Below are 12156 nucleotides of genomic sequence, written 5' to 3'. Positions count from 1 at the left end.
TAGAGGAGCCTGTAGCGTCGAAAGCGCCCAGGCACCGAAAGCCGAAATGCCGCCTGACAGAGTCAGGATCCGATAGGCCGCTGATGTCGCAAAAGATGATTCTCAAGTTTGCGGAAAGCGAAGACCAGAATAAAGGTCAGCATCAGATAGATCAGTGCCACAAAGATAAAGGCATCGAACGGCGCATAAAAACGAGAGTATATGTTCCGGGCCGCGCCTGTCAGGTCCACGATGGTCACCACGCTGGCAATGGCACTGGAATGCAGCATGAAAATAACCTCATTGGAGTACGCCTGAACCGCCCGCCGGGAAGCGCTTGGCAGGATAATGCGGCGCATCCGCATAAACCAGTTCATCCCATAGGCCTTGGCAGCCTCAATTTCACCATGGGGAGTAGAGATAATTGCACCCCGGATAATCTCCGTCGTGTAAGCACAGGTGTTCAGGGCAAATGCCAGAAGGGCCGGGTAGAAGGGTTCCCGGAAAATCTCCCACCAGAAGGTTTCCTGGATGCCCGGAACCTGAGCAATACCATAGTAAATGATGTAGAGCTGAATCAGGAGTGGGGTACCACGGAAGAGGTAGGTGTAAAGCCAGACCGGTCCGGACACGAACGGGTTTTTCACCGTCCGGAGAATGGCCAGCGGCACTGCAAAGAGCAACCCGATGACCAGCGATAAAAACACCAGTTGAACGGTATTAACCATGCCATCCCAGTATTCCATGATGGTCATGGCGGTAAAGATTTCGTTCTGGTTCAGCCACTGGGCGATAAAATCAGGCATGTCTTATCCCCCCTGAACCACGCCAACATTGGCGCGTTTGTCGAGCCACTTGATAAAGAGCTCCGAACCGGCTGTCAGCGACAGATACACAAACGCCACCGGAATGAAAAAGTGAAATGGCATGCGTTCGGCTTTGGCAGCTTCTTCGGCCACACGAACCATATCAGTCAGGCCAATAATGGAGACCAGCGCTGTGGTTTTAAGCAGCACCTGCCAGTTATTCCCGATACCTGGAAGCGCGTGACGCAGCATCTGTGGAAAAATAATCCGCCGGAACGTATGCCAGCGAGTAAAGCCATAGGCCCTGGCTGCCTCAATCTGGCCAGTTTCCACAGCAAGAAACGCGCCCCGGAAGGTTTCCGTCATGTAGGCGCCGAAAATCAGCCCTATGGTGATTACGCCGGAAATAAAAGGGTCAAACTGGAAGAAAAAGTCGACTTCATAAGCCTCCCAGATCCAGTCCGAGATGGCATTCACGGCGACCTGTCCTCCGTAATAGAACAGCAGCATCATCACCAGGTCCGGAACACCCCGGATCAGGGTGGTGTAACCCGTTGCAATGCCTTTTGCCAGGCGGTTGCCGGATAGTTTGGAGGATGCACCTATCAGCCCGAGTGTGAGGGACAGAACAAGGGAGAAGAAGGCCAATTCAATGGTGACCACTGCTCCGTCCAGTAATTCCGGGCCATAGCCTTTCAGATCGAGCATGGAAAAGTCCGATAATCAGGGGTGGCCATTATGGCCACCCCTATAGGTTTTACATCTTGATATCGTAGTTGAAGTACTTGTCCATGATGGTGTCGTAGGTGCCATCTTTCTTCAGCTTTTTCAGCGCGGCATTAACCTTCGCAGCCAGGTCCTTGTCACGCTTGCGCATTGCAACGCCAACGCCCTGGCCCAGCTTGACCGGCTCACCCACTTCAATGAAGCCTTCTTTGGTCAGGATGGTCTGCTCGCCTACGGGATAATCAAGAAACACAACGTCCAGGCGCTGGCCTTCGAGATCAAGGACCATGTCATCAGCCGTGGTGTAACGCTTGATGCTGACAATGCCGCCCATCTCTTCAGTTACGAAGGTGTCCATGGTGGTGCCACGCTGAACGCCAACAGTTTTACCTTCCATAGCGGCCATATCAGTCACGTCGGTGTCGAAACCTTCGCGAGCAAACCAACCACCTGGCGTGTTGTAGTAAGGCTCAGAGAACAGGACACGCTCGGCACGTTCCTCAGTGATGGACATGGACGACATGATGGCGTCGAACTTGCGGGCTACCAGGCCAGGAATCATTCCGTCCCAGGCCTGGATTACGAATTCGCAGTCAGCCTTCATTTCTTCGCACATTGCTTCTGCCAGCTCGATTTCAAAGCCAGTCAGTTCGCCATTCTCATCCTTGTACTCAAACGGCTCGTAAGGCACGTCGAAGGCGAGTCGAATCTCTTTCCAGTCCTTGGCCTGTACGGAACCGGCCGCCATGGTCATGGCCAGGGCACAGCTCGCGGCAACAATCAGTTTCTTCATGAGTCACTTCTCCAGTGGTTTGCCTTATGGGCTTATTTTTTATGGACGTTTTGCATCCAATACGCAATCAAGATAGCACCGTGTGTCAGAAGTTGGGAGCCAGGAAATGTTTCATGCGTTCCGAGTCCGGATGATCAAACACTTTCTCCGGTGTACCTTGTTCTTCGATCACGCCCTGATGCAAAAACAGGACCTGTGTTGACACATCCCTTGCAAAAGCCATCTCGTGGGTCACCACGATCATGGTCCGGCCCTCCTCAGCCAGGCCCTGCATGACCTTCAGGACTTCACCAACCAGTTCCGGGTCCAGGGCCGATGTCGGTTCGTCAAACAACATGACTTCCGGCTCCATGGCGAGAGCCCGGGCAATCGCCGCCCGCTGCTGCTGACCGCCTGACATCTGGGCGGGGTAGTAGTCCTTGCGCTCATAGATGCCGACTTTCTGCAGGTACGCTTCAGCCCTCTCGATGGCTTCTTTTTTCGGGACCTTCAGGACGTTGATGGGAGCTTCGATGATGTTTTCCAGCACGGTCATGTGGGACCAAAGGTTGAAACTCTGGAACACCATGGAAAGCTTTGCTCTGATAAGTTCGACCTGCTTGTTATCGGCCGGAATGCGCTCGCCCTTGCGGTTGGTTGTGAACCGTATTGGGTCGCCGTGCACAATAATATCGCCCGAGGTAGGAGTTTCGAGCAGGTTGATGCAGCGCAGGAAGGTACTTTTGCCTGAACCGGAGCTACCGATCAGCGAAACGACGTCGCCTTTACGGGTTTCCAGTGAAATACCCTTAAGCACCTGGTGCTTGTCGAAGGTCTTGTGGATATCCCTGCAGATCAACGGCGCTTGGTCCGCCATGGGTCACTCCTGAGGCTATTGTTCGAAGGCAATGTTTTACGGGCTGTGGCGGAGGAAATCAATACCTCAGATACCGGCTTTTGCCGCTTTTCGCTACAGATCGCCTCATGCATTGTGGAACAGTGTGTGCGTAATGCAAGCGCCTGTCCGGGTTAAAGCTCCGGGTGCAAATCCCGTGCCGCTGCCTCTGATGGTATGGGCAGTCGGATCACTGTGCTGCCTTCCTTTTCCATCTCACGCATCGAGTCACTGACGAATTTCACGTGGGCCATGGCAGCTTTCTGCGCAGGACCGGGTTTCCCGGAAACCACAGCCGTGTATAGCTGTCTGTGCTGGCGAATGATTTTCTTCCGCATTTCTTCACGGGGGTTCAGGTTGGCCACGGACGCCTGGACTGTCATAAGCATCATATTTTTCAGGCTATTCAGCACATGCACCAGTACCGGATTGTGAGACGCTTCGACTATCGCGAGGTGGAAATTCTGGTCTGAACGTGCATTGCTGAGTGGGTCGGTCTCTTCCAGGTCACGCAAGGCCTTTGTGATCCGGTGCCTGTCCACGTTCGTTGCGCGTTGTGCGGCGAGGAACGCAGCCTGGCCCTCCAGTTGTTCGCGGACTTCCAGCAAGTCATAGAGGGTGCGGGGATGCCCCTCGAAAAGATGCATTAAAGGGCTTTGGTCTCCGATGTCTCTGGGCCCCGGAACCATACTGGCAACGAATGAGCCCTTGCCGTGACGTGTTTCTATTACGCCACGCCCCTGCAGCTCGTGGAGAGCTTCCCGGATCACGGCACGGGACACGCCCAGGCGGGTCGCCAATTGTCGTTCCGATGGTATTTTCTGCTCCGGTGCCAGCCCGCCGTCGAGGATGAGCCGTTCAAGCCGGTATGAGATTTCCTGGGAAATAGCCATTCAGTTGCCTTTGCGAGCTAGCTGGTCTGACCAGTAACCCTTGTGACTGTATGTGGTTGATCCTTCTGCCGGTATGCGCCCAAGCCTTGTAAATATGGCTGATTCCGTTCAATTCGTCCATTTGTAATGCAGGAAAAACTGGTATGACCAGTAGGTTAAATACTGGACTAAATCGGTATTGCCTACGAAGATTCAGCTAATGTCGGTAGGTGTAAGTCACCCGACCGGCGTTGATCTGACGCTGATAACAACAACGCAAACGGAGATGTGTCGATGAATTCGAACAAAAACATCCGAAACAATTATGAAACTGGAGAGGCACCACCTCGCCGGAGCTTTCTCAAGACCGCAGCCGTAGGTGCCGCTTTTGCCGGCGCCATGCTGATGGGCGCCGGGCAGGCTCAGGCCGCTACAACCTGGAAGATCCAGTCTGTCTGGGACGCCGGTACGGTGGGCTATGATCTGTTCGAAGACTGGTGTAATGGCATGGAAGAGAAATCCGGCGGTGAGCTGGTCTTCAAGTGCTTTCCTGCCAAGGCTGTCGCCGCCGATAGCAACTCACTGTTCGATTCGGTTCGCAGTGGCGTTCTTCAGGGCATGAACCCTTTCACTCTGTACTGGTCCGGCAAGATTCCCGCTTCGGTTTTCCTGTCATCCTATCCAGGCGGCCCCGATCAGCCTCACCAGTGGGACACCATGTTCTACTCACTGGGCATGCTGGAGAAGACCCGGGAGATCTACAAGAAGTTCGGGTTGTTCTACGTGGGCCCGATCCAGCACGACGCAAATATCATTCACTCCAAGACTCCGGTAAACAGCCTCGAAGACCTTAAGGGCATGAAGCTCCGGGTTCCTGGTGGCATGGTCGCTGAGGTGTTTCAGGCGTTCGGTGCTTCTACCGTGAGCCTGCCGGGTTCTGACATCTTCCCGGCCCTGGAAAAGGGCACCATCGACGCAGCCGATTACGTGGGCCCGGCGGTGAACTGGGAACTGGGCTTTTCCCAGGTGACTGATTACATCGTGTTCGGACCTCCGGGCGTAATGTCGATCTACCAACCGGTGGACCTGATGGATCTGACCGTCAACCTGCGTGCCTGGAACGCTCTCGATCCGAAACTCCAGCAATTGGTTGAGGATGAAGTGCGCATCTATTCCCAGAAGCACTATCTGACCATTCAGAAGCGCAACGTTGAGGCCATGAAGAAGTTCAAGGATGCGGGTGACACCGTGAGCCGTCTGAGCCAGGAAGATTTGAATGAATGGCGTCGCACTGCGATCCCGATCTGGTACAAGTGGGCGAACAAAGATGAGAATGCCCGTGCCATCTTCGACATGCAGGTCGAGTACATGATGAACGATACCGTCGGCTATCTCACTGAGTCTGATCTTGAAGGTGTGCCGGGCCGGTAACACCTTCCTGAACTAATAAATAAGAAATAAGGGGAAGGTCCGGGACGACTCCGAACGAGGAGTCCCGCCTTCCCCGTTTTGTGGCTGAGGAAGTAACAACATGTCTGATCTTGAAGGTTTCGGATTCGTAATGCCGCACTGGTTCTACTGGGGCTGGCTTGCGGTTATGCCGCTGATCATGATGGCCTGGGACAAGTGGAGTGGTGGTCATGGAGGCGATAGTGCCGAGCCGGAATTGACACCGGGGGAATTACAGGCGGAAGAGGATGATCCACTTATCTATCTCCAGTTCGAAGGGAACTGGTTTACCAAGGTGGTGGACTGGATGTGCGATAAATCCGGTCTGTTCGTGTCGTTCTGGACAATCAATGCCGTTGTGTTCTATTTCTTTGGCGTGGTCATGCGCTACATCTTTAACATGCCCACCATCTGGGTCCATGAAGCCAGCTTCCTGCTGCTAGGTATGCAGTATATGCTGGCGGGCGCATTTGCCATGCTTCATGGCGCCCATGTGCGTGTGGATGTGATGTACAACATGCTGCCGGCGCGGGGAAGAATTGGCCTGGACATCTTTACTTCCATGTTCTTCTTCATTTTTGCCCTGATTCTGCTGGTTACCTCCTGGACCTTCTTCCAGGATTCCTACGCCATGAATGAAACCACGGTTGAGACCTGGGGCATCCAGCATTGGCCGGCCAAAGGCATGATGGTGCTGGGCTCATTACTTCTTTTACTCGCAGGCACATCCAAGCTGATCAAGGATATTGTCCTGTTTGTCCGTCTTGGCCGGGAGCGCACCGCATGACTACAAATACAACAACTGCGCCGGGTAGTAACCTCGTCGGGAAGCTGAGTACCTGGCTGATGATCATCGGCACAGTGGCACTGGCGTTTGTCATCTGTGTCGAAATGATCAACATTCTTTTCTACGATCCGTGGAGCGATGAGCAATTCCTGTTCAAGCTCTCCGGTAGCCTTTCGGACGTCAAGATCGGGCCTTTGACCTATCTGATGTTCGGTTCCCTCGCCTTGGCCCTGATGATGGGGCTGCCGCTGGCTTTCGTGACCGGTGGCCTGGGGGTGATGTTCATCTACCTGGTCGGCGACGCACTGATGCTGAATCTCGTGCCGGGCCGCATCTTCCCGATGATGACCAACTCTGATCTGGCTGCGATACCGCTGTTTATCTTCATGGCTTCCATGCTTGAGCGCGCCGGCCTGATTGAGGAAATGTTCAGTGTGGTCTACAAGTGGATGGGTGGCCTGAGCGGCGGTCTGGCGACAGCAACCATCCTGGCCTCCACCCTCCTTGCAGCCATGGTGGGTGTCATTGGAGCCGCCGTTGTCACGATGGGTATCATCGCTCTGCCTGCGATGCTCAAGCGCGGTTACGATCAGAAGATCGCCCTGGGCTCAATTATGGCTGGCGGTACTCTGGGCATACTGATTCCTCCCTCAATTTTGGCGATTCTCTACGCGGTTGTTGCGCAGCAATCGGTCGGTGAGTTGTATCTCGGCTCCGTGGTACCGGGCCTGATGCTGTCTTCCCTGTACATTGCCTATGTGCTGATCCGCAGCTGGATTAATCCGAAGCTGGGGCCGCCTGTACCGATGGAAGAGCGGATTTCCCTGAAGGAAAAGCTCCTTCTCACGAAAAACCTGATCGCTCCACTGATTCTGGTGTTCCTGGTGCTGGGCCTGCTGTTCGGCGGCATCGCAACGCCCGTGGAAGCGGCCGGTATCGGCTCCTTTGGCGCCATCGTGGTGGCCATGATGCACGGCAGGTTCTCCATTGCCGGACTGCGGGAAGCATCCGTAACCACTACCAAGGCATCCGCCATGGTGCTGTGGATCATGTTCGGTGCCTCGGTCTTTGTTGGCTTCTACATCCTTCAGGGCGGTCAGGAATTTGTGACGGATGCCATCCTGGGCACTGGCATGTCGCCTTACGGCATTCTGTTTCTGCTGATGTTCCTGCTGGTGGTTCTGGGTATGTTCCTGGACTGGGTGGGCATTTTGCTGCTGGCGGTTCCCATCTTCATCCCCATCGTAAAAGCGCTGGAATTCCCGGGGCTGTTAGGCTTCCCTCCGGTCGCTGGCGATGATGTGGTGCTCTGGTTCGGTGTACTTTATCTGGTCAATATGCAGATGTCGTTCCTCAGTCCGCCATTCGGTTACGCATTGTTCTACCTCCGCGGCGTATGCCCGCCGGAAATCTCCATGGCGACGATATTCAAGTCGTCTCTGGTGTTCCTGGCCATTCAGGCATTCGGACTGTTTATGTGTATCCTGATCCCTGGCATCGTGACCTGGCTGCCAGGACTCGTTTACGGTTAATGAATTCAAGGAGTACGTTTTTATGTTGACAGTTAAAAGACTGGATGTGGCTGAAGCCCGGATTCTTATAGAGGGGGCTGCCGAAAAAGCCCGCGAGATCGGTGTACCCATGTGCATCGCGATCGTTGATGAGTCCGGTAACCTGATCGCCTTCGAGCGCATGGACGGAGGCAAGATCACCAGTATCACCATCGCGCAGGACAAGGCATTCACCGCCGCAGCCGCCAAGAAAGCGACCCATGACTACAACAAAGCCAACGTGCCGGGAAATCTGGCCTTTGGTATTCACACGGAAGTTGGTGGTCGGGTCAGTTCTGTAGGTGGTGGCCTGCCGGTTGTCGTCGACGGCGACGTGGTTGGCGGTATTGGCCTCAGTTCCGGTACTCCGCAGCAGGACATGGATTGTGCCCAGGCGGGTCTCGACCACTTTGAAACCAAACGCAGTTGATTGCTGTCACACCGGTGCGGGTGGGTCTTCGGAACCGCCCGCAACATCCGCTTTCCAGCGGTTATTGACGGGATATGAACCCAGAGAACGCTATGACTACCAAGCCGAAAGTCAGCAAAGCCGAGCTCGCGGAGCAGTTCCGGGCCTTTATTGACCCGAACTACGTCATTACTGATGACGAAACCATGAAGCCCTATGAATGCGACGGCATGTCGATGTATTGCGAGATGCCCTTGCTGGTGGTGCTGCCGGAGACCGTTGAGCAGGTACAGCGTGTGATGCGTATCTGCAACGAAAATCAGGTTCCGGTCGTTGCCCGTGGTGCAGGGACCGGCCTCAGCGCCGGTGCCATGCCCAACAAGGAGGGCGTGGTGCTTTCGCTTGCCAAGTTCAACCGTATCCTGGAGATTGATCCGCTGGCGCGAACGGCACGGCTGCAGCCGGGTGTTCGCAACCTTGCTATCAGCGAGGAGGCGGCTCAGTACGGGCTGTATTACGGTCCGGACCCGTCATCCCAGATTGCCTGCACCATTGGCGGTAATGTGGCGGAAAACTCCGGTGGCGTACACTGCCTGAAATACGGTTTGACGGTGCACAACCTTCACAGTGTTGAAATGGTAACGGCTGAAGGCGACGTCGTGACCGTTGGCAGCGATGCTCTGGACAGTTGCGGTATGGACCTGCTGGCTTTGATGACAGGGTCAGAGGGCCTGCTCGGTGTGGTCACCGAAGTAAAGGTGAAACTGTTGCCGAAGCCGGAAGTGGCGCAGGTGGTCATGGCGGGTTTTGACAGTGTCCAGAAAGGCGGTGATGCGGTGGGTGGCATTATTTCCCATGGCATCATTCCCGGTGGTCTGGAAATGATGGATGGCCATGCCATTGTGGCGGCCGATGACTTCGCCCAGGCAGGCTATCCCCGTGACGCCAAGGCGTTGTTGCTGTGTGAAGTAGACGGTACCGAGGAAGAGGTGCACGAACACATCGCCGAGGCTGAAGAGGTCTTCCGTAAGCTTGGCGCCACCTCTGTACGTACCTCGCAGAGCGAGGAAGAGCGGGCGCTGCTCTGGAAAGGGCGCAAGTCCGCATTCCCGGCAGTGGGGCGCATCTCTCCGGACTATTACTGCATGGATGGAACCATTCCTCGCCGGCATCTTGCGCGTGTGTTGACCGAGATGGAAACGATGTCCGAGGAATTCGGTCTGCGTGTGGCCAACGTTTTCCATGCCGGTGACGGCAACCTGCACCCACTGATCCTGTTTGATGCGAACGTGCCGGGTGAGTTCGAGCGCACCGAGGCGTTTGGCAGTAGCATTCTCAGTCTTTGTGTTGAAGTGGGCGGGTGCATCACCGGTGAGCATGGTGTTGGCGTGGAGAAGATTCGTCAGATGGCCGTTCAGTTCAACGACGAAGAACTGCAGCAGTTCCACGACGTTAAGGCCGCGTTTGATCCCGCGGGTATTCTGAATCCGGGCAAGGGTGTGCCAGCCCTCAAGTTCTGCCAGGAATACCGCTCCCTCGAACACAAACAACACAAGCACGAACAAACGGAAGCCGCTCATGGCTGATATCTACCAGCAACTCAGGGAGCAGGTGCTCCAGGCTCGCGATGGCGGGCAAAAACTCAACATCGCCGGCGGTGAAACCAAGGCCTTTATGGGGCGTGAAGCTGACGCTGGCGCAGGTACTCTGAATATCGGCGAGCATTCCGGCATTGTGGAATACCATCCGGTCGAGCTGGTACTTACCGTTCGTGCCGGAACCCCGCTGAGCGAAATCGAAGCAACCCTGGCTGAGCAGGGGCAGGCGCTGCATTTTGAGCCTCCCCGTCTCGGTGCGGCGTCTACGATTGGTGGCACTTTGGCCTGCAACCTCTCGGGGCCGGCGCGGCCCTGGAGCGGCTCGGTGCGGGATCAGGTGCTGGGTGTCCGCCTGCTGAACGGCAAGGGCGAGCATCTGCGCTTTGGTGGCCAGGTCATGAAAAATGTTGCCGGTTACGATGTCTCCCGGCTTCAGGCTGGCGCCATGGGGACCCTGGGCGTTATGACCGAAATCAGCCTGAAAGTGATGCCGAAGCCGGCCGCATCCATGACCCTGGTACAGGAAATGGGCATGGACGAGGTTATTCATTACATGAACAGCCGCGCGGCTGAATCCAAGCCAATCACAGGTGCCTGCTGGGTAGATGGCAAGGTCTATCTGCGATTGTCCGGCGCCCGTTCCGCGGTGGAAGCCACGGCTGAGAAGTGGTCCGGCGAGGTGATGGAAAAGGGTGGTGAGTTCTGGCAGCAGGTTCAGGATATGCAACACGGATTCTTCGCCGGCAATGACGTGCCACTGTGGAGATTCTCGGTTGGGTCCACCGCAGCTAACCCGAAACTGGAAGGTGACTGGTTCATTGACTGGGCCGGTTCCCAACGCTGGTTCCGTGGTGCGGGTGAGCTGAAAGATATGGAGCCGCTGGCTCGGGCTGCGGGCGGACAGGTCAGCCTGTTCCGGGGTGGTGACCGCTCTGAGGAGGTGATGCATCACCAGCCTGAAGCTCTCAAGACCATTCAGCGACGGATAAAAAACGCCTTCGATCCGGATAACATTTTTAATCCCGGACGTTTATACAGCTGGTTGTAAGAGCAGGTACACGATGCAAACTAATCTGGTTCAACAATTTGCCAATACGGCGGAAGGTCAGGAGGCGGAATCCATTCTGCGGGCCTGTGTCCACTGCGGGTTCTGCACGGCTACCTGCCCTACTTATCAGGAACTGAACGATGAGCGTGATGGTCCCCGTGGCCGAATTTACCTCATGAAGATGTTTCTGGAAGGGGAGGAAGTGACCGAGAAAACCCGTGAGCATCTGGACCGCTGTCTCACCTGTCGAAGCTGCGAGACCACGTGTCCGTCAGGTGTGCAATATGGCCGCCTGGTCGACATCAGCCGGGGGTTGATGGAAAAAGAGCTGCCCCGGGACCCTAAAGACAAATGGATGCGCTGGGGACTCGCTCGCGTACTCCCCAACCGTCAGCTGTTTGGCTTACTGCTCAGGCTTGGGCAGGTATTCCGGCCTGTGCTGCCGCAAAAACTTCGCACCAAGGTACCACCGAGAAAACAGGCGAGTCCCTGGCCGGCAGCCAGCCACAGCCGGATCGTGCTGGCGCTGGCGGGTTGTGTGCAGCCTTCCGCGACGCCGAACACCAACGCGGCAGCGGCCCGGGTGTTGGATAAGCTGGGTATTACCATGGTGGAGGCTCCTGAGGCCGGGTGTTGTGGCGCGGTGAACTACCACCTCTCCGAGCACGAGAAAGGGCTGGAGCGCATGCGTCAGAATATTGATGCGTGGTGGCCGGCGATTGAGTCCGGGGCAGAGGCAATCATCATGACCGCCTCTGGCTGTGGTGCCATGGTGCAGGACTATGGCCATTTGCTGAAAGATGATCCGGTGTACGCCGCCAAAGCCCAGAAAGTGAGCGAGCTGTGCACGGACATTGGCGCCTTCCTGCTCAAGCAGGATCTTGAAAAGCTTAAGGTTAGCCAGAACCCGGGCAAAGTGGCGTTCCACTGCCCATGTACCCTGCAGCATGCCATGAAACAGAACGGTGTGGTGGAGCAGGTGCTGACCAAAGCTGGCGTTAATCTGGCCGCTACCCGGGACAAGCACCTTTGTTGTGGTTCTGCAGGCACCTACTCGGTGCTGCAACCAGAATTGAGCCAGAAGCTGCTCGGCAACAAACTCAAGGCGCTGACCGTGGATAACCCCGACCGTATCGTAACGGCCAATATTGGTTGCCAGATGCATCTGGAGACCAAATCAACCGTGCCTGTCCAGCACTGGATCGAACTGCTGGATCAGTAAAACGGGAGCGGTTTCAACTCATTCCCTGTTGGCTTCGTTATAC

The 12156-nt window shown here is 55.7% G+C and carries 12 protein-coding genes; 7 read left to right on the top strand and 5 right to left on the bottom strand.

Annotated features, from left to right (window positions below):
- Nucleotides 1-62: 62 nt before the first annotated feature.
- From KFJ24_RS12155 to KFJ24_RS12135, 5 genes are all read right to left on the bottom strand, one after another.
- Nucleotides 63-785, bottom strand: coding sequence for an ABC transporter permease (locus KFJ24_RS12155; RefSeq protein ID WP_250831363.1), 723 nt, complete (start codon nt 783-785; stop codon nt 63-65).
- Nucleotides 786-788: 3 nt separating this feature from the next.
- Nucleotides 789-1493, bottom strand: coding sequence for an ABC transporter permease (locus KFJ24_RS12150; protein ID WP_250831362.1), 705 nt, complete (start codon nt 1491-1493; stop codon nt 789-791).
- Between the two features lie 49 nt (nt 1494-1542).
- Complete coding sequence (locus tag KFJ24_RS12145; protein WP_250831361.1) at nt 1543-2304, bottom strand: transporter substrate-binding domain-containing protein; 762 nt, start codon at nt 2302-2304, stop codon at nt 1543-1545.
- Nucleotides 2305-2389: 85 nt separating this feature from the next.
- Nucleotides 2390-3160, bottom strand: a complete 771-nt coding sequence (locus KFJ24_RS12140) for an ABC transporter ATP-binding protein (RefSeq protein WP_250831360.1) — start codon at nt 3158-3160, stop codon at nt 2390-2392.
- 152 nt (nt 3161-3312) lie between these two features.
- Complete coding sequence (locus KFJ24_RS12135; RefSeq protein ID WP_250831359.1) at nt 3313-4071, bottom strand: FCD domain-containing protein; 759 nt, start codon at nt 4069-4071, stop codon at nt 3313-3315.
- Nucleotides 4072-4344: 273 nt separating this feature from the next.
- Between KFJ24_RS12135 and dctP the strand changes: the two genes are divergently transcribed.
- From dctP to glcF, 7 genes are all read left to right on the top strand, one after another.
- The gene (gene dctP / locus KFJ24_RS12130; RefSeq protein WP_250831358.1) at nt 4345-5481 is read left to right on the top strand and encodes a TRAP transporter substrate-binding protein DctP; all 1137 of its coding nucleotides are present in this window, start codon (nt 4345-4347) and stop codon (nt 5479-5481) included.
- Nucleotides 5482-5581: 100 nt separating this feature from the next.
- A complete protein-coding gene (locus KFJ24_RS12125; protein WP_250831357.1) occupies nt 5582-6286 on the top strand; it encodes a TRAP transporter small permease subunit in 705 nt (234 codons plus the stop codon).
- Nucleotides 6283-7818, top strand: a complete 1536-nt coding sequence (locus KFJ24_RS12120) for a TRAP transporter large permease (RefSeq protein ID WP_250831355.1) — start codon at nt 6283-6285, stop codon at nt 7816-7818. Before KFJ24_RS12125 ends, KFJ24_RS12120 begins: the two co-directional genes overlap by 4 nt.
- 22 nt (nt 7819-7840) lie before the next feature.
- Nucleotides 7841-8266, top strand: a complete 426-nt coding sequence (locus tag KFJ24_RS12115) for a GlcG/HbpS family heme-binding protein (RefSeq protein ID WP_250831354.1) — start codon at nt 7841-7843, stop codon at nt 8264-8266.
- 92 nt (nt 8267-8358) lie between these two features.
- Nucleotides 8359-9831: an FAD-linked oxidase C-terminal domain-containing protein gene (locus KFJ24_RS12110; protein ID WP_250831352.1), complete on the top strand. Its 1473-nt coding sequence runs from the start codon at nt 8359-8361 to the stop codon at nt 9829-9831.
- The gene (gene glcE / locus KFJ24_RS12105) at nt 9824-10891 is read left to right on the top strand and encodes a glycolate oxidase subunit GlcE (protein WP_250831351.1); all 1068 of its coding nucleotides are present in this window, start codon (nt 9824-9826) and stop codon (nt 10889-10891) included. The genes KFJ24_RS12110 and glcE overlap by 8 nt, the downstream gene beginning before the upstream one ends.
- Before the next feature lie 13 nt (nt 10892-10904).
- Nucleotides 10905-12113, top strand: a complete 1209-nt coding sequence (gene glcF / locus KFJ24_RS12100) for a glycolate oxidase subunit GlcF (RefSeq protein WP_250831350.1) — start codon at nt 10905-10907, stop codon at nt 12111-12113.
- Nucleotides 12114-12156 lie beyond the last annotated feature (43 nt).

The sequence above is a fragment of the Marinobacter sediminum genome (genome assembly GCF_023657445.1).
Lineage (GTDB): Bacteria > Pseudomonadota > Gammaproteobacteria > Pseudomonadales > Oleiphilaceae > Marinobacter > Marinobacter sediminum_A.
This window is presented reverse-complemented; position numbering and strand designations above follow the sequence as displayed.